Raw genomic sequence first — 18,766 nt, forward strand, 5'->3', positions numbered from 1 at the left:
CCACGACCCATGAGTACCGTTCCCGAGCACGTCGCGATCATCATGGACGGCAACGGCCGTTGGGCCGGTGCTCGCGGGTTGCCGCGGGCCGCGGGTCATCGCGCCGGCGCACAGTCCACTCGCGCAGTAGTCGAAACAGCACGAGAAGTCGGCGTCAAGGCGCTGACTTTGTTCGCGTTTTCAAGCGAAAACTGGCAGCGGCCTAAAGCCGAGGTGCGCGTATTGCTGGATCTGTTCCGTCGCACCATCCGACGCGAGGTGGCCTCGCTGTACGACAACGGCGTGCGTCTGAGTTTCATCGGCGAACGCAGCCATTTCTCGACGGCCCTGCAGGACGATATGGCCGACGCCGAGGCGCGGACACGTCACAATCAAGCTCTGGATCTGGTGATTGCGGTGGATTACGGCGGGCGTTGGGATATCGTCCAGGCCGCGCGTTCTCTTGCCCGGGACGTACTGGCAGGCGAGTTCGAGCCCGACGATATAGACGCCGAGCGGCTGTCCGCCCGTATGAGTCTGAGCCGCTTCGCGACGCCGGATCTGTTCATTCGTACCGGGGGCGAACGCCGTATCAGCAATTTTCTGCTCTGGGATCTGGCGTACTCGGAACTGTATTTCACCGATCGGTTATGGCCGGATTTCGACGCCGACAGTTTTGTCGAAGCGGTGAACTGGTTCGCACATCGTGAACGCCGGTTTGGCGGTCTGCCTGCGACCCGTCGCAAGAGCCTGGGCTGAATGCTCGTCACCCGGATCGCGACTGCGCTCGTACTCGTGCCCCTTGCGGTGCTGGGCATTCTCTTTCTGCCCACCTTCGCCATTGCGTTCGTGTTTGCCGTGCTCATGCTCATGGGCGCCTGGGAGTGGGGCGCATTCGTGGGTTTGACGCGCACGCCACGGCTGTTGTTCGTCCTGGCGACGGCGGTGGCGATGGCCTGTGTGGCCGGTCTTCGCTCACGGGCCACTCCGGTCGGGATAGAGACGGTGGCGATCGGCCTGGCGTGCCTTTGGTGGCTTGCAGCCGTGGGCTGGATCGTCCGGTTTCCGGATGGATGGGCGGAAACGATCGGTCGCCCGGCGATCACGCTGGTGATCGGTCTGGTAGCGCTGGTGGCACCGGTGGCTGCGGTGACCTACCTGCACGACAGCGATACCGGGGCGGTATTGCTGGTCGTATTCTTCTTCATCGTCTGGGCAGCCGATACGGGTGCCTATATGGCCGGTCGAACGATCGGCCGGCACAAGCTCGTACCGCGCGTCAGCCCGGGCAAGACGCGCGAGGGGGCGATTGGCGGCATCGTGGCCGCGATCGTGTTCGCGGGTATCGGTGGCTGGGTTCTGGGGTATACGGGGACGCGCCTGGCGGGATTCATGGTGCTGGGCGGCTGGGTGGCGGCGATCTCGATCGTGGGCGATCTCGGAATCAGCATGTTCAAGCGCCACGCCGGGCTCAAGGATAGCGGTACGCTCTTCCCGGGGCACGGCGGCGTGCTGGATCGTCTCGATAGCGTGTTAGCGGCCGCACCCTGGTTCGTTGCGGGTTTGCACTGTCTGCCCAGCCAGTTCTGACCCATCGCACGGGTTGTTCGAACACCGGGTGAATCATTCCGGTTTCGGGGCGGTCCAAGCGGTTCGATGCGAACCGTGCGGATCCGGGGCACGTTGCAGAGACGTATCTGCAAGGCGACCGGATCCCTATACTCGATACACGACAGCCCGGCTGCGACCGTGGCCGGCCCACGAATCTGAGGACGCTTGATGTCTGACTGGCTCATGTCAGTACCCGCATTCATCCTGGCGATCGGCCTGCTGGTCGCCGTGCATGAGTACGGCCATTTCTGGGTCGCACGCCGCATGGGCGTGAAGGTGTTGCGCTACTCGATCGGCTTCGGCAGCCGCCTGTGGGGGCGCACCAGCCCGCGTACCGGTATCGAATACTGGTTGTCCGCCATTCCGCTGGGCGGCTATGTAAAGATGCTCGATGAGCGCGAGGGCCCCGTGGCCGAGGCCGACAAGCCCTATGCCTTCAATCGCCAGCATCCGGCCCGTCGGATCGCCATCGTGGCCGCCGGCCCGGGCGTGAATTTCCTGTTCGCCATTCTGGCTTACTGGCTGGTGTTCATGATCGGTGTGGCCGGCATCAAGCCGATGATCGCCGCCGCACCCGACGGTTCGCTGGCGCGCGACGCCGGTCTGCGCGCCGGTGACGAAATCACGGCCGTGGCCGGCAAGACGACCGGCGACTGGCAGGATCTGCGGTTGACGCTGCTCGAACGCGGCCTGGACGGGGAGCCGGTCGAACTGACCGTACGCGACGGCGACGGCCGGACGCGTCAGGTGCGGCTAGACCTCACCGGTGTGCCGGCCGATCCGGATGCCTTGTTCGACCGTCTCGGTCTGGCGCCCTATCAGCCGCCGGCGACGCCCACGATTGCGGCCGTGATCGGCGATTCGGCGGCTGAACGCGCCGGTTTGAAAGCCGAAGACCAGGTCCTGTCCGCCGATGGTCAGACGCTGGACACGCCGCAAGCGCTGGTCGACTACGTCAAGGCGCGGCCGGACGAGACCATCCGGCTGACCGTCGAACGCGAGGGCCGTCGTCTGGAGCTGCCCGTGACACTCGCCCGGGCCGAAAACGCATCGGGCGAGCCGGTCGGTCGGCTGGGCGCACAGATCGGCGTCGATGCCCAAGCCTGGTCTCAGATGCGTACGACCCGTCAGCTCGGGCCGCTGGCCGCGATCCCGGCGGCGATCGGCAAGACCTGGGAGGTGTCGTCGCTTACCGTGCGGCTCATGGCACGGATGCTCACCGGCGACGTGTCGTGGCGCAATGTCAGCGGTCCGATCCAGATTGCGAACTATGCCGGCCAGACAGCAAGTATTGGCCTCGAGGCCTTCGTCGGGTTTCTCGCGTTGGTCAGCGTCAGCCTCGCGGTGCTCAACCTTTTGCCTATTCCGGTGTTAGACGGGGGGCATCTTCTGTATTATTCGATCGAATGGATCAGGGGTCGGCCTCTTTCCGAGGCCGTTCAGGCGGCAGGGCAGCAGGCGGGCATGGTGGCCCTGCTGATGTTGATGACGCTGGCTTTCTACAACGATATCCTGCGCTTGCTCGGGTAATGGAATGAAGCATCCTCGCTCTGTCCGAAGACGGTCATGCCGGGATGCATGCCAAATCCGGCCGCAATGAGGAGGGCTGTGTGCAGCACGCACATGAACGACCAATGACGCCGTTCGACGGCGCAACGGCGTGCTGTGGCCGGCAGGCCACGGCAATCCGCGGCGTTCGGGCCCAAGCCCCGGTTCGCCCGGGCGATCCCTGTCTGTATAGATCAAAGGTTCTTTAATATGCCTGGATTTGTGATGCGCGCGTTCGCCGTGCTGCTGTGTGTTTGCGCCGCGAACGCGTGGGCCCAGGACCAGTACAATTTCCGTATCGACGATGTACAGGTCCAGGGCGTCCAGCGTCTCGAACCGGGTACGGTGCTGACCTATCTGCCGTTGTCGGTCGGCGACCGACTCAGCGAAGCACGGGCGCAGCAGTCGATCCGCGCGCTCTACGACACCGGCCTGTTCGAGAACGTGGCGCTTCAGCGGCAGGGCAACACCCTCGTCGTGGACGTGACCGAGCGGCCCGAGATTGCACGCTTCACCATCAAGGGCAACAAGAAGATCGGCGGCGACCAGCTCAAGGAAGCCCTCAAGGAGCAGGGCCTGGCGCAGGGCGAGCTCTACAAGCGTTCGCTGGTCGATCAGCTGGATCAGGAACTCCGGCGCCAATATTACGCCAACGGCTATTACAGTGTCGCGATCGACACCCAGGTGAGCGACCTGGACAACAATCGCGTGGCCATCGATATCACCGTCAAGGAAGGCCCGGTCGCCTCGATCAAGGACATCAACATCATCGGCAACGAGGACTTCACCGATGAGCAACTCAAGGACGTTTTCGAGCTCAAGGCCAGCGCGCCGCGCTATACCCATCCGCTGACATTCTGGCGCAGCCCGGATCGCTATTCGCGCGAAAAGCTGCTGGGCGATCTGGAATCGCTCAACTCGTTCTACCAGAACCGCGGGTATATCCGCTTTTCAGTGTCGTCGATCCAGGTCTCGCTGTCGCCCGACAAGCGCAACATTTTCCTTACCGTCAACGTCGATGAGGGCGCCAAGTACACCATCGCCGACTACCAGTTCGCCGGCGACATGATCGTTCCCGAAACCAGCCTCCAACGTCTGGTCAGCATCAAGAAGGGCGAAACCTTTTCGCGCAGCGAGGTCGACGCCTCGGCCAACCGCATCAGCTCGGGCCTGGCCGACTTCGGTTACGCCTTCGCCGACGTGGATCCACTGACCCGTGTCGACGACGAAGCAAAGACCGTCGATCTGACCTTCTTCCTCGACCCCGGCAAGCGCGCGTATGTGCGCCAGATCACCTTCAACGGCAACGAAAAGACCAACGACGAGACCTTGCGCCGGGAAATGCGTCAGTTCGAAGGCGCTCCGTTCTCACGGCGCGGCGTCGAGCGCTCGCGTACGCGTCTGGCTCGCCTGCCGTATGTTCAGGATGTCCAGGTCAATACCGACAAGGTGGCTGGCTCGGACGACCTGGTGGACGTCAACTACGACGTCACCGAGCGTGCGGCGGGCACACTCCAGTTCGGTGTGGGGTTTTCCGACGCCCAGGGTTTTCTGATCAACGGCAGCGTCTCGCACAGCAACTTCCGGGGCACCGGTAATACGCTGAGTCTGCGGGCCGAAACCAACGATTACGCCAAGAGCGTGGGCGCGAGCTGGACCGATCCGTACTTCACCGACGAAGGCGTGTCGCGCACCATCTCGGCGTTTTATCGGAACACCGATCAGCTGATCCGCATCGGTTCCGGCTTCGACCTGAACTCCCTCGGAGGGGCGGTCACCTTCGGGCTGCCGGTGACCGAATACTCCCGGCTGCGCGCCGGGCTCGGCGTGGAAACCAACGAAATTAACTCGGCGGTCAACCGCAACGGACAGCAGGTGTTGTCCGACGAGCTGGCCGAGTTCATCGATAAGAACGGCAAGAAAGCGACGACCTATGAACTCCAGACGGGGTGGTCGCGTGATACCCGTAACCGCACGTTCTTCGCTACGCGTGGTTCGAATACGGAGTTCCAGTTCAATATCAAGGGACCGGGGTCGGACCTGGAATACTACGACACCAGCCTCGAGCACGAACGCTATTTCCTGATCGGCAACTGGATTCCCGGGTTGTCCGACAAGTTCGTGTTGCAGGTCGACGGCCGCGTGGCTCAGACCGACATCTGGGGTACCGGCGAGGACGTGCCGCCCTATGACAATTTCTTTGCCGGCGGCGCGCGCTCGGTGCGTGGTTTCTCCAACGGCGGGCTGGGTCCGCGGGACTCGTTCGACAACCCCTACGGTGGCCAATTCCTGACCACGCTGCAGAGCGAGTTGGTGATCCCGACCTTCCTCGAATCCGACAACAAGTCGACTCGGCTGACCGCGTTCTACGACATGGGCAACGTCTACGCAAAAGCCAGCGACTTCGATACCGGCGAGTTGCGTAGCTCGGCCGGCGTTGCGTTCTACTGGTTTACGCCGTTCTTCGGTCTGCTTCGGGTCAGCTACGCCGCCTATGTGGACGATCAGCCGGGTGACGACGTCGATCGCTTCCAGTTCTCGTTCGGCGTAGGACTCTAGCTCGCATGACGTACGCAGGGGGTGCGGCATGAAACTTCGTCGACACGTACTGGCGCTGGTGGGGATCTGTCTGCTCGCCTGGGCAGCCTCGGCGGGTGCACAGGAGCTGAAAATCGGTGTGGTCGATCTGGGGCGCCTGATCAACGATTCGCCGCAAGCCGAGCGGGCCAAGACGAACATGGCCAGCCAGTTCGCCGAGCGCAAGAACGAGATCGAGTCGCAGGCCAATACGCTGCGCCAGGACGTCGAACGTCTCAAGCGTGACGGCTCGGTGATGAGCGAGGACGGCCGCGACAAGCTTCAGGCCAGTATCCGTGATCGCCAGCGCGAACTGCAGATGCAGCAGAGCAAATATAACGACGACGTCGCCGATGCGGAACAGAAAGAGTTCGACCGCATGCGATCGGATATCCGCAGCGTCATCGACAATTATGCCGAGGAGCAGGGCTACGACCTGATTCTGGGCGATTCGGTGTTGTATGCCGACGATGCGATCGACGTTACCGACGAAATCCTCGCGCAGCTCAAACAGCGCTAGCGACGATGACCGGATCTGTCACGGCGCGACGGCCCGGGGGGAGTCCCCCATGAGCGAACATGCCCCGACGCCTCTGCATCGACTAGGCGATCTGGCCCGTCGTGCCGGTCTTGAGGTCGATGCGGCTCATGCCGATATCCTCATCGCGGGAGCCTGTGCTCTGACCCCGGGTGCGGCCGATCGTATTGCTTATGCGGAAGGCCCGGCGCGCGATCAGGCGGCCGCTGACAGTGCGGCCGCAGCCGTGATCGTCACCCCCGCTGTGGCCGCCACCATCGACCGGCCGGTGCTCGTGAGCGATCAGCCGAAGCTGGCCTTTGCTCGCCTGGCCACCGCTTTCGAACCCGCGCGTGCGCCCGCCGGCATCCATTCCAGCGCCGTGGTCGATGACCAGGCAGTGATCGCGCCGACGGCCACGATCGGCGCGCTGGTGGTGGTCGGCCGTGGTGCGGTGATCGAGGACGACGTGGAGCTTGCCGCCGGCGTGGTCGTGGGTGAGGGTGTGCATATCGGCCGCGCAAGCCGGATCGGCGCGCATGTCAGTCTGGCTCGTGGTGTGCGGGTCGGCATGCGGGTGACGATCGAGGCACAGGCTGCGATCGGCGGCCGGGGCTTCGGCCTGGCGCACAACGGTCAGGGGTGGGAGGCGGTGCCTCAGCTGGCGAGCGTGCGGATCGGCGACGATGTCGAGATTGGCGCTGGCACGACGATCGACCGGGGTGCGCTCGAAGACACCGTGATCGGGCAGGGCGTGAAGATCGACGACCAAGTACACATCGGACACAACTGCGTGATCGGTGCCCATACCGTCATCGCTGGCTGTACCGGTATCGCCGGTTCATGCACGATCGGTGCGCACTGCGTGATCGGTGGCGGCGTGGGTATCGGCGATCACGTACGCGTGGTCGACGGGGTGATGATCACAGGTGCGAGCCAGGTGCCCAAGGATATCGACACCCCCGGCGTATACTCGTCGACGTTTCGTGCCATGCCCGCCAGGCTTTGGCGCAAACGGCTGGCGTTGTTCCGCCAGCTCGACCGCATCGAGACGCGCCTGCGCGGCGTCGAAAAACAATCCCGCGACCAGTAGGCATGCCGGTCGGCGAGGACAGACGCACGACCGGGCCCACCCAGACACAGAATCTCAGGAGCTAAGCGAATGGCCGAACAAGACGATATCCGCGCGATCATGCGCCAGGTACCGCACCGATTTCCGTTTCTGCTCGTTGATCGCGTGGTGGCCTGCGAGCCGGGCCGGTCGATCACGGCCATCAAGAACGTAACCATCAACGAGCCGTTCTTTCCCGGCCATTTTCCCGGCCATCCGGTGATGCCCGGCGTGCTCATCCTGGAAGCGCTGGCTCAGGCCGGGCTGATTCTGGGTATGCGCACCGTCGATGCCAGCGACGGCACGATCGTCTACTTCGCCGGCATAGACAAGGCCCGCTTCAAGCGCCAGGTCATTCCCGGTGACCAGCTTATCCTGAAGATCGTCATCGGCTCGGCTAAAAAGCGGATCTGGCGTTTCGATGCCGAAGCCTGGGTCGGCGACGAACTGGCCTGTCGGGCCCAGCTGATGGCGATCCCCTCGCGTCCGGAGGACGAGGCGGGAGGCAGCCATGCCGATTGATGCCTCGGCCCAGATACATCCCGAAGCGCGAATTGCCGACGATGTCGATATCGGCCCGTTCACAGTCATCGGACCGCACGTGGAGATCGGCTCGGGCACCCGGATCGGGCCGCATGTGGTCATTTCCGGACATACGACGATCGGGCGAGACAACCAGATATTCCAGTTCGTCTCCCTCGGCGCCGAGCCGCAGCACCGAGTGTATGCCGGCGAGCCGACACGCCTGACCATCGGCGATCGCAATACGTTTCGCGAATACTGCAGCGTGCATCGCGGCACGACCATTGACCAGAGCGAGACCATCATCGGAGACGACAATCTGCTGATGGCCTATGTCCATGTCGCACACGACTGTGTACTGGGCAACGGTATCACCATGGCCAACGGCGCCAGTCTGGCCGGTCACGTGCGTATCGGCGATTTCTGCATCCTGGCGGGCTTCGCGCTGGTATATCAATTCCGGCGTATTGGCACGATGGCGTTTCTGGCGTATTGCAGCGGCGCCCAGCAGGATGTGCCCGCGTTCGTGCGCACGGCCGGCGCGCCGGCCGTGCCGCACGGGATCAATTCCGTGGGCATGCGCCGTCGCGGCTACTCCAACGATGAAATCAACGCCGTCAAGCGCGCGTATCGCACCATCTATCGGTCGAAGCTGCGGCTCGAGGAAGCGCGCGAGGCGTTACGGGAACCGGCCGAGAACAGCCCGGCCGTACGCGTGATGCTGGATTCGCTGGACGCCGCGCAGCGCGGCATCATCCGCTAGCCTCGACCCCGGAGACCGCGCATGGCCGAGCCTGCGCCGCACATCGTGATCGTCGCCGGAGAGACCTCCGGCGACATGCTCGCGGCTGGGCTGATGCGTGCGCTGCGCCGATACTATCCGCGGGTGAGTTTCGAGGGGGTCACCGGGCCCTTGATGCGCGCCGAAGGCTGTCGGAGCCTGGGCGACGTCGAACAGCTGTCTCTGTTCGGCATCAGCGAGGTGATCGGCCAGATTCCCCGTCTGCTGGCGCTGCGTCGTCGGCTGGCGAGCCATATCATCGAGGCGCGGCCCACGCTGTTCATCGGCATCGATGCGCCGGCGTTCAACACGGCCCTCGAGCGGCGCGTGCGCGCGGCCGGCATCGCTACAGTCCACTATGTATGCCCCACCGCCTGGGCCTGGCGGGCCGGGCGTACCCGCAGTATTCGTCGTGCGGTGGATCTCATGCTGGGAATCTTTCCGTTCGAACCTGCGTTTTTCGCGGGCTACGATATTCCGGTGACGTTCGTGGGCCATCCACTGGCCGACGAGCTGCCCATGCATGCCGACCCCGGCGCCGCGCGACGGGCGCTGGGACTGGCAGCGAAGGGGCCCTGGGTCGGCCTGCTGCCGGGCAGCCGGCACTCCGAAGTCAGCCGGCTGGGGCCGCTGTTTCTCGCCACGGCACGCTGGCTCTCCGAGCGGATGCCCGGCATACGTTTTGTCGTGCCGACCGCCAACCCGGCTGTAAGAGCACTGTTCGAACGCCAGCTTCAAAGCGACGGCGGCGGCCTGTCGATCACCCTGGTTGAGGGGCGCTCCCGCGAGGTGATGCGCGCGGCCGATGTGCTGCTGCTGGCCTCGGGCACCGCGACACTGGAGGCGCTGCTGGCCAAGACACCGATGGTGGTTGCGTATCGGCTGTCGGCGACCAACTACTGGATCGCTCGCGGGCTGAATCTGATCAAGACCGAGTACGTAAGCATGCCCAATCTGCTGGCCGGGCGGGCCCTCGTTCCGGAGCTTCTGCAGGACGACGCCGATGCGCGCACGCTGGGTGCGTGGGTATATCGTCTGCTGTGCTCACCCACGGCCCGCAGACGCCAGGTCGATGTGTTCGAGACCATTCATCGCGAACTGGCCTGCGATGCCGATGCCAGCGCGGCACGTGCCGTCGCCGGCTTGATCGAGCGCGACCGGTGAGCCGTCGGCGTTTTGCCTGTCCTTTCGTCGCCGGCGTGGACGAAGTCGGCCGCGGACCGCTGGCCGGACCGGTGGTCGCTGCCGCGGTGATCCTGCCGGCACGTCCGCTGCTGCGAGGTCTGGGCGACTCCAAGACACTCAGCCCTGCGGCCCGGCAGACGATGGATCAACGGATCCGCGATCGCGCGCTGGCTCATGCGATCGGCCAGGCATCGGTTGCCGAGATCGATACACTCAACATCCTGCAGGCGAGCCTGCTAGCGATGCGGCGCGCGGTGGCCGCGCTGCCGTGGCCACCCAGCGTGGTCTGGGTCGATGGCAACCAGCATCCGGGCGTGGCGATGCCTGCGCGCACGATCATCGGCGGCGACGCCCGTGTGCCGGCGATCAGTGCGGCCTCGATCCTTGCCAAGGTGGCGCGCGATGCGCAGATGGTCGAACTCGATGCCCGGTTCCCGGGCTATGGGCTGGCCGCCCATAAAGGCTATGGCACGGCCTTGCACCGTGCCGCACTCGTGAACCTCGGGGTGAGCCCGATCCATCGCCGCAGCTTCGCGCCGGTCGCGCGTCTGCTGAACGCCGCCCAACGGCCCCTGGATTACACGTAAGCTAGACCCATGACTGCATCCTTCGTTCATCTCCGCGTTCATACCGAATACTCGCTGTCGGACGGCATCGTCCGTATCAAGCCGTTGCTGGCCCAGGCCCGTGCTGCGGGCATGCCCGCGGTGGCAGTTACCGACAACGTCAACCTGTTCGGGATGGTCAAGTTCTACAAGACCGCGCTGGCCAACGGCGTCAAGCCCATCGTCGGCGTGGACCTGCTCGTCGACGAGGGGCCTCAGAACGCGCCATCACGGCTGACCCTGCTGGCCCAGCACCGCGAGGGCTACCGCAACCTGTGCGAACTGCTCACCCGCGCCTACCTGCACGGCCAGGAACGTGGTCAGGTGCTGTGTGAGCGCGAATGGATCGCCGAAAGCAGCGATGGACTGATTGCTCTTTCGGGCGGGATGGCCGGAGACACCGGCACCGCGCTGCTCGCCGGCAAACCCGAGTTGGCCGACGCCTGTGCACAGTATTGGCAGCAGGTCTTCGGCGACCGCTACTATCTGGAGCTGACCCGCTGCGAGCGCACCGGCGAGCCGGCCTGGCTATCGGAGACGATCGCACTGGCCCTGCGCCACGATATCGCGGTGGTGGCAACCAACGACGTGCGTTTCCCCACCGCCGCGGATTTCGACGCACACGAAGCACGGGTAGCCATCCACGGCGGCTATACCCTGGCCGATCCGCGGCGGCCGCGGCACTACACGCCGGAGCAGTATCTCAAAACGCCCGAGCAGATGGTCGAGTTGTTCTCCGACCTGCCCGAGGCGATCGACAACAGCGTCGAGATCGCGCGCCGCTGCAATCTGGAACTCACGCTCGGCGAGAACGTCCTGCCGGACTTCCCGGTGCCGGAAGGCCACGACGCGGTGAGTTTTCTCAAGGCCGAGTCCGAACGCGGCCTCGAGCAAAGGCTGGTCGATCTCTACCCGAACGCCGATACGCGCGAGGCGCGCCGGGGTGAATACGACCAGCGGCTCACGCACGAGCTCGGCGTGATCGAATCAATGGGCTTTCCGGGCTACTTTCTGATTGTGGCCGACTTTATCCGATGGGCGCGCGAGAACGGTGTGCCGGTCGGGCCGGGCCGTGGTTCGGGTGCAGGCTCGCTGGTGGCCTATGCGCTGGGCATCACAGACCTCGATCCGCTCGAATACGATCTGCTGTTCGAGCGGTTCCTCAACCCCGAACGCGTATCCATGCCCGACTTCGACGTCGACTTCTGCATGGACGGGCGCGACCGCGTGATCGAGTACGTGGCCGAGGCCTACGGCAAGGAAAAGGTCAGCCAGATCATCACCTACGGCACCATGGCCGCGCGCGCGGTGGTCCGCGACGTCGGGCGCGTGCTCGGCCATCCATACGGCATGGTGGACCGTATCGCCAAACAGGTGCCGTTTGCCCCCGACATGACGCTGTCGCGCGCGCTCGAGGAGTCTGAAGAACTTCGCCAGTCGAAAGAGGACGAGGAGATCGGCTATCTGCTCGATCTTGCCATGGCGCTGGAAGGCTTGTCGCGAAACCCGGGCAAGCACGCCGGCGGCGTGGTCATCGCACCGTCCAACCTGATCGATTTCACCCCGCTGTATTGCGAAACCGGCGGCAACAACCGGGTTACCCAGTTCGACAAGGACGATGTCGAGGCGGTCGGCCTGGTCAAGTTCGACTTTCTCGGCCTGCGTACGCTGACCATCATCGATCGCGCGGTGCGGGTGGCCAATCAGCGCCTGGCCACACAGGGGCGCGATCCGATCGATGTGCGCGCCATCGACATGACCGACAAGGCCGCCTTCGATCTGCTCAAGGCCGGGGACACCACCGCTGTCTTCCAGGTGGAATCCTCTGGGATGCGGCGGCTGATCAAGCGGCTCAAGCCCGATGCGTTCGAGGATATCGTCGCCCTCGTGGCGCTGTACCGGCCTGGGCCGCTGGAATCGGGCATGGTCGAGGACTTCATCGACCGCAAGCATGGGCGTACACGGGTGGTCTACCCGCACGATTCGCTCGCGGAAGTGCTCGAACCCACCTATGGCGTGATCCTCTACCAAGAGCAGGTCATGCAGATCGCTCAGGTTCTGGCCGGCTATTCGCTGGGCAGCGCGGACCTGTTGCGACGGGCCATGGGCAAGAAAAAGCCCGAAGAGATGGCCAAACAGCGCGGTGGCTTTCTGGAAGGCGCGGTCGCCAATGGCGTGGCCGAGGATACTGCGGCCTATATCTTCGATCTGGTCGAGAAGTTCGCCGGCTACGGCTTCAACAAGTCGCATTCCGCAGCCTATGCGCTGCTGACCTATCAGACCGCATGGTTGAAGACACATTATCCGGCCGACTTCATGTCGGCGGTGCTATCGGCGGATATGGATCACACCGACAAGGTCGTGATCATGATCGACGAGTGCCACCGCATGGAGATCGAGGTCGCGCCGCCGGACGTCAACGCCTCCGAATACGATTTTTCCGTGGTCGACGATGCCACCATCCGTTATGGCCTGGGGGCGATCAAGGGCGTGGGTCGCGGCGCGATCGAGTCGATCATCGACGAACGCCGTACGGGCGGGGCGTTCGCGAATCTCTACGATTTCTGTCGCCGTATCGATACCGGCAAGGCGAACCGGCGTGCGCTCGAGGCGCTGATCAAGGCCGGCGCGCTGGATGCTCTGGGTCCCAATCGTGCCAGCCTCGCCTGGGGATTGACCCGGGCGTTGGCTGCAGCCGAGCAGGATCGGCATGCCGCCAGTGCCGGGCAGAATGACATGTTCGGTCTGGCCGAAGACGCTGAAACCGCCGGCCCGCCGCTCGAAACACGACCAGAATGGCCGGAAGACGAACGGCTGCGCGCCGAGCGCGACACGCTGGGCCTGTATCTGACCGGGCACCCGATCCGGGCCTGGGAAGATGAACTGGCGCTCATGACTGGCGGCAAGATCGCCGATCAGGTCGCCGCGATGCCTCGCCCCGAGGAGGGCGGCGGTCGCAACCGGCGAGGCCAGAAGCGGGCCGCCGTGGTCGCGGGGCTCGTCGTGGAAGTCCGCCGCATGAAAAAGGGCCGGCGCATTATCGTGGTCCTTGACGATGGTTCCGGACGTATCGAATGTCCACTGTTCGAAGACAAGGCAGCCGAGTACGGGCACCTGCTGTCGGCCGACAAGCTGGTCATCGTGGACGGCAAGCTGTCGTTCGACGATTTCACCGACGGGTTTCGTTTGAACGCGGAAACGGTCATGGATATCGACGGCGCACGGGAGCGTTATGCCAGCCGTATCCTCCTGCAACTGCGCGCCTCGCGCGGGGTGGATGTCGATGCGCTGGCCGGCTGCATGCATCGCTACCGCGCCGAGGAGGCCGGCTGCGATGTGGTCGTGCGTTATGCCAACGATCAGGCGCGTGCCGTGCTCACGCTGGGCGACACGCGCGTGCGCGTGTGCGATGGTCTACTCACGGATTTGCGTCATCTCGTAGGTGCGGATCGGGTACAAGTACGTTATCGTCGCGCTCAGGCGAGCCCATAATCCACCGACAGCGGCGAAGATACGACTCACATGGCGCAAAAGAACCTCGATTATCTGGATTTCGAACAACCGATCGCCGAACTGCAGCAGAAGATCGAGGAGCTGCGTTTCGTGGCCGACGGTAGCGAAGTCAATCTCAACGAGGAGATCACGCGGCTCGAAGCCAAGCGCCGTAACCTGACCGAACAGATCTTTTCCAAACTCTCGACCTGGCAGACCGCTCAGATGGCGCGCCATCCGCAGCGGCCCTATACGCAGGATTATATCGACGGCCTGTTCACCGACTTCGTCGAATTGCACGGCGATCGGGCCTATGGCGACGATCCGGCGATCATCGGTGGTACGGCGCGTCTGGGCGGGCAGTCGGTGATGGTCATCGGTCATCAGAAAGGCCGCGATACCAAGGAAAAGATCTATCGCAATTTCGGTATGCCCAAGCCCGAGGGTTATCGCAAGGCGCTACGGCTGATGAAGATGGCCGAACGCTTTCGGATGCCGGTGCTCACATTCATCGACACGCCGGGCGCATATCCCGGCATCGGGGCCGAGGAACGCAATCAGTCGGAGGCGATCGCGCGCAACCTGTTCGAGATGGCCAAGCTGCGCGTGCCGGTGCTGTGCACGGTCATCGGCGAAGGCGGCTCGGGCGGGGCGCTCGCCGTGGGCGTCGGCGATTTCCTGATGATGCTCCAGTACAGCATCTACTCGGTGATCTCGCCCGAAGGCTGTGCCTCGATTCTCTGGAAGAGTGCCGACAAGGCTGAAGAGGCCGCCGAAGCGATGAAGGTCGGCGCTGCCGACCTCAAGCAGCTCAAGCTTGTCGACGAAGTACTGGAGGAGCCGCTGGGCGGCGCCCACCGCGATCCGGCCCGGCTGATGGAATCCATGCGCGATCGGCTTCTGGCCAACATGTCACGGCTCAAGCACATGAGCGTGGACGAACTGCTGGAATCGCGTTACCAGCGCTGGATGGGCTTCGGCGACTACAAACAGGTGGGGTGAACCCGCTACTCGATGCGCTGACCCGGCCGCCGGAATCCGCATCCGGCCTGGTGGTGGCTTACAGCGGGGGCTGCGATTCCACCACGCTCCTGCATGCGCTCGCCCGCCACGGCCCCAGAGGCATGCCTGTTCGTGCCGTGCACGTCTGCCACCATCTTCACGCCGAGGCCGAAGCCTGTGCCGAGCACTGTCGTGCCCGTTGTGCCGAACTCGGTGTGGGCTTTACCCGGCTGGATGTTTCGGTCGCGGAGAGCGGGTACGGTCTGGAGGCTGCGGCCCGTCAGGCACGCTACACGGCGTTGAAACAGGCCATGACCGCGGGCGAAGCGCTCGTGACCGGACACCACGCGCGCGATCAGGCTGAAACATTCATTCTGCAGGCACTGCGTGGGGCCGGCGTCGAGGGACTCGCGGCGATGCCGGGACTGGCCGGCTTCGGACCCGGCTGGCATTGGCGCCCCTGGCTGGCGTTCGACCCGGCGATGATCGCCGCGGCCGCCGCTCAGTGGTCGTTGTCCTGGACAGAGGACCCGACCAATGCCGATCGGCGGATGGATCGAAACTACCTGCGCCACGAGGTTTTACCGCGGCTCGCCGTCCGATGGCCGGGCTATGCGGCAACGCTGGCGCGCTCGGCCGGCCACGCGGCGGCCGCTGCAAGTACCGTGGAGGCCTGCGCGGAACAGGATCTGGCGCACGCCGCCGAGGGGATGGCGATCCGCTGCCGGCGGGTTGTCATGCTCACCGCAGTGCGCCAGCGAGCGCTGATTCGTCGATGGCTGCGACGTTGCAATCGCGATACACCCGACCATCGGCATATCGAACAGATCCGGGCGCTGCTCGGCGCCGAGTTGCGAGCCAGCCCCTGCGTGCGATTCGCGGCCAGCGAGGTACGCCGCCACGATGACCGCTTGTATGCCATGCCCGCGCTGGCCGATGTGCCGGGGAACTGGCGACAGTGCTGGGCCGGTGAGTCGCCGCTGAGTCTGCCCGGCGACGGCGGTCGGCTCGACTGGTGCATCCCCCGACCCGCCGGCGTCGTATTCGAGGTCCGATTCCGACACGGCGGCGAGCGCCTGGACGACGGCAGCGGCACCAGGCGTCGACTCAAGGAATGTCTGCGCGCGGCGCGTATTGCGCCGTGGGTACGTGATCGCATGCCGCTGATCTATCACCGGGGCCGGCTTGTCGCGGTGGCCGGGTTCTGGCGGGACCCATGTCTTGACGCGCGCCTGGGCCAGGCCACCGGTCCGATCGACTGGGAACACGGCCTGGCAGGCTGATCTGCGCGTTGTCCGCGCGTGGCCTTTGGGCTAGCATGCGCGCTGTTATTCCCCCGGCATGAGTTTTCAAGATCGCGATGGCAGGCGACGCGGCAGGTACCCGTTATATTTTCGTGACCGGTGGGGTGGTGTCCTCGCTCGGCAAGGGCATTGCAGCGGCCTCGCTCGGCGCGCTGCTCGAGGCTCGTGGGTTGAGTGTTTCGGTCATCAAGCTCGACCCCTATCTGAACGTCGACGCCGGTACGATGAGCCCGTTCCAGCATGGTGAGGTGTATGTCACGCGCGACGGGGCGGAAACCGACCTGGATCTCGGCCACTACGAGCGTTTTCTGAAGACGCGCACGTCACGACTGTCGAACTTCACCACGGGCCAGATCTACAACAACGTCATCAACAAGGAGCGCCGCGGCGACTACCTGGGTGGCACTGTGCAGGTCATTCCACACATCACCGACGAGATCAAGCGCTGCATTCTCGAAGGCGGCGAAGGCGCGGATATCTGTCTGGTCGAGATCGGCGGGACCGTGGGCGATATCGAGTCGCTGCCGTTTCTCGAAGCGATTCGTCAGTTCGCCGTCGAGCTCGGGCACCATCGCGTGCTGTTCATGCACCTGACCCTGGTCCCGTTCATCGCCTCCAGCGGCGAGATGAAGACCAAGCCCACCCAGCATTCGGCCAAGGAACTGCGCTCGATCGGTATCCAGCCGGATATCCTGCTGTGTCGTGTCGACCGGCCGCTGCCCGAGAACGAGCGTCGCAAGATCGCGCTGTTCACCAATGTTTCGGAGCGGGCGGTCATCGCGGCCATCGACGTCGACGATATCTACAAGATGCCCGGTTTGCTGCAGAACCAGCAGCTGGACATGCTCGTCACCGAGCATTTTGGGATCACCGCGCCGGTGGCCGATCTGTCCAACTGGTCGGCGCTGGTCGCTGCCCGCAAAACACAGGACGTCACGGTTCGCGTGGCCATGGTCGGCAAGTATGTGGATCTTGCCGATGCCTACAAATCGGTTAACGAAGCGTTGTCGCACGCCGGGCTGCATACCGCCACGCGCGTGGATATCCACTATGTGGATTCGGAAACGGTGGAACGCGACGACGGCGAATGCCTGGCCGACATGGATGCGATTCTCGTCCCCGGTGGTTTCGGCGAGCGGGGCATCGAAGGCAAGATTGCAGCGGCCCGCTACGCTCGGACGCATGCGATACCGTATTTCGGTATCTGTCTGGGTATGCAGGTGGCCTGTATCGATTTCGCCCGCGAGATCGCCGGGCTGACGGGTGCGCACAGCACCGAGTTCGTGCCCGAGCCTGAACATCCGGTGATCGCGCTGGTCACCGAATGGCATGATCTTGCCGGGAATATCCAGACCCGGGCCGCCGGCGCGGATCTGGGCGGCACCATGCGTCTGGGTGAGCAACGTTGTCGTCTGGTCGACGGCACGCTGGCCGAACGCTGCTACGGCACCGACGAGGTGTTCGAGCGCCACCGTCACCGCTACGAATTCAACAATCGCTATCGCGACGAGCTGGGCAACAAGGGTCTGGTGTTTTCGGGGTTCTCGGCCGACGATGACCTCGTTGAAATCGTCGAGTTGTCCGATCATCCCTGGTTTCTGGGCTGCCAGTTCCATCCGGAGTTCACCTCCACGCCGCGCACTGGCCACCCGCTGTTCATCGGCTTCATCGCTGCCGCCCGCGAGCATGCCACCGCATGAGATTGTGTGGTTTCGACGTGGGCGCCGACCGGCCGATGTTTCTCATTGCCGGGCCCGACAGTCTCGAGTCCCCCCAGCTTGCCCTGGACGTGGCGGGTACGCTCGCCGAACTGACCCGCGAACTGGGCATCGGTTATATCTTCAAGGGATCGTTCGACAAGGCCAACCGCAGTTCCGGCGATAGCTATCGCGGGCCTGGTATCGATGACGGCCTGGACATGCTGGCTCGCGTCAAGCGCGAGATCGGCGTGCCGGTCACCACGGATGTACACGTCGAGGCCCAGGTCGCGCCGGTCGCCGAGGTCGTGGATCTGCTGCAGACGCCGGCCTTTCTGTGCCGGCAGACCGACTTCATCCAGCAGGTGGCTGCCAGCGGCGTGCCGGTGAACATCAAGAAAGGGCAATTCCTTTCGCCGGGCGAGATGCAAGGCGTCGTGGCCAAGGCGCGGGCGGCCGGGGGGCGCGACCTCCTTGTGTGCGAACGTGGTTTTTCGTTCGGCTACAACAATCTGGTTGCCGACATGCGCAGCCTTGCGATCATGCGCGACACCGGCTGTCCCGTAGTCTTCGATGCCACGCATTCGGTACAGTTGCCGGGCGGCCAGGGTAGCCGTTCGGGCGGCGCACGAGAGCAGATTCCGGTATTGGCCCGGGCGGCGGTCGCCGCGGGCGTGTCGGGGTTGTTCATGGAAACCCATCCGGCACCGGAACGTGCGCTTTGCGACGGACCGAATTCGTGGCCGCTAGACCATATGCGCGAGTTGCTGGAAACGCTCGTGGAGCTCGACGCTGTCATCAAGCGTCGAGGTTATGCCGAGAACGGCCTCTAGTA

15 protein-coding genes are annotated in these 18,766 nt (G+C 64.3%); all 15 read left to right on the top strand.

Going from position 1 to position 18,766, the window contains the following annotated elements; translation table 11 throughout:
- The first annotated feature begins 9 nt into the window (after nt 1-9).
- The 15 genes from uppS to kdsA all read left to right on the top strand — a co-directional run bounded on the left by uppS (nt 10) and on the right by kdsA (nt 18,764).
- A complete protein-coding gene (gene uppS / locus T31B1_RS07615; RefSeq protein ID WP_353248895.1) occupies nt 10-738 on the top strand; it encodes a polyprenyl diphosphate synthase in 729 nt (242 codons plus the stop codon).
- Nucleotides 739-1,569 (top strand): phosphatidate cytidylyltransferase, encoded by an 831-nt coding sequence (locus T31B1_RS07620; RefSeq protein WP_353248896.1) that lies wholly within the window; start codon nt 739-741, stop codon nt 1,567-1,569.
- Between the two features lie 189 nt (nt 1,570-1,758).
- Nucleotides 1,759-3,120, top strand: a complete 1,362-nt coding sequence (gene rseP / locus T31B1_RS07625; protein WP_353248897.1) for an RIP metalloprotease RseP — start codon at nt 1,759-1,761, stop codon at nt 3,118-3,120.
- A gap of 228 nt (nt 3,121-3,348) precedes the next feature.
- Nucleotides 3,349-5,697, top strand: coding sequence for an outer membrane protein assembly factor BamA (gene bamA, locus T31B1_RS07630; protein WP_353248898.1), 2,349 nt, complete (start codon nt 3,349-3,351; stop codon nt 5,695-5,697).
- Nucleotides 5,698-5,725: 28 nt separating this feature from the next.
- Entirely contained in the window at nt 5,726-6,235 is a 510-nt protein-coding gene (locus tag T31B1_RS07635; RefSeq protein WP_353248899.1) for an OmpH/Skp family outer membrane protein, read from the top strand.
- A 49-nt stretch (nt 6,236-6,284) separates the two neighbouring features.
- The gene (gene lpxD / locus T31B1_RS07640; RefSeq protein ID WP_353248900.1) at nt 6,285-7,325 is read left to right on the top strand and encodes a UDP-3-O-(3-hydroxymyristoyl)glucosamine N-acyltransferase; all 1,041 of its coding nucleotides are present in this window, start codon (nt 6,285-6,287) and stop codon (nt 7,323-7,325) included.
- Between the two features lie 69 nt (nt 7,326-7,394).
- A complete protein-coding gene (fabZ, locus tag T31B1_RS07645; RefSeq protein ID WP_353248901.1) occupies nt 7,395-7,865 on the top strand; it encodes a 3-hydroxyacyl-ACP dehydratase FabZ in 471 nt (156 codons plus the stop codon).
- The gene (gene lpxA / locus T31B1_RS07650) at nt 7,855-8,628 is read left to right on the top strand and encodes an acyl-ACP--UDP-N-acetylglucosamine O-acyltransferase (RefSeq protein ID WP_353248902.1); all 774 of its coding nucleotides are present in this window, start codon (nt 7,855-7,857) and stop codon (nt 8,626-8,628) included. Before fabZ ends, lpxA begins: the two co-directional genes overlap by 11 nt.
- A gap of 21 nt (nt 8,629-8,649) precedes the next feature.
- Nucleotides 8,650-9,810: a lipid-A-disaccharide synthase gene (gene lpxB, locus T31B1_RS07655; RefSeq protein ID WP_353248903.1), complete on the top strand. Its 1,161-nt coding sequence runs from the start codon at nt 8,650-8,652 to the stop codon at nt 9,808-9,810.
- Nucleotides 9,807-10,418: a ribonuclease HII gene (gene rnhB, locus T31B1_RS07660; protein WP_353248904.1), complete on the top strand. Its 612-nt coding sequence runs from the start codon at nt 9,807-9,809 to the stop codon at nt 10,416-10,418. The genes lpxB and rnhB overlap by 4 nt, the downstream gene beginning before the upstream one ends.
- A gap of 9 nt (nt 10,419-10,427) precedes the next feature.
- The gene (gene dnaE, locus T31B1_RS07665) at nt 10,428-13,928 is read left to right on the top strand and encodes a DNA polymerase III subunit alpha (protein WP_353248905.1); all 3,501 of its coding nucleotides are present in this window, start codon (nt 10,428-10,430) and stop codon (nt 13,926-13,928) included.
- Nucleotides 13,929-13,958: 30 nt separating this feature from the next.
- Nucleotides 13,959-14,930 carry an acetyl-CoA carboxylase carboxyltransferase subunit alpha gene (locus T31B1_RS07670; protein WP_353248906.1) on the top strand — a complete coding sequence of 324 codons (972 nt, stop codon included), beginning with the start codon at nt 13,959-13,961 and terminating at the stop codon, nt 14,928-14,930.
- Nucleotides 14,927-16,213 carry a tRNA lysidine(34) synthetase TilS gene (tilS, locus tag T31B1_RS07675; protein ID WP_353248907.1) on the top strand — a complete coding sequence of 429 codons (1,287 nt, stop codon included), beginning with the start codon at nt 14,927-14,929 and terminating at the stop codon, nt 16,211-16,213. Before T31B1_RS07670 ends, tilS begins: the two co-directional genes overlap by 4 nt.
- Nucleotides 16,214-16,290: 77 nt before the next feature.
- The gene (pyrG, locus tag T31B1_RS07680) at nt 16,291-17,934 is read left to right on the top strand and encodes a CTP synthase (protein WP_353248908.1); all 1,644 of its coding nucleotides are present in this window, start codon (nt 16,291-16,293) and stop codon (nt 17,932-17,934) included.
- Entirely contained in the window at nt 17,931-18,764 is an 834-nt protein-coding gene (kdsA, locus tag T31B1_RS07685) for a 3-deoxy-8-phosphooctulonate synthase (RefSeq protein ID WP_353248909.1), read from the top strand. The genes pyrG and kdsA overlap by 4 nt, the downstream gene beginning before the upstream one ends.
- Nucleotides 18,765-18,766: the final 2 nt, after the last annotated feature.

The organism is Salinisphaera sp. T31B1 (genome assembly GCF_040361275.1).
Taxonomy (GTDB): Bacteria; Pseudomonadota; Gammaproteobacteria; order Nevskiales; family Salinisphaeraceae; genus Salinisphaera.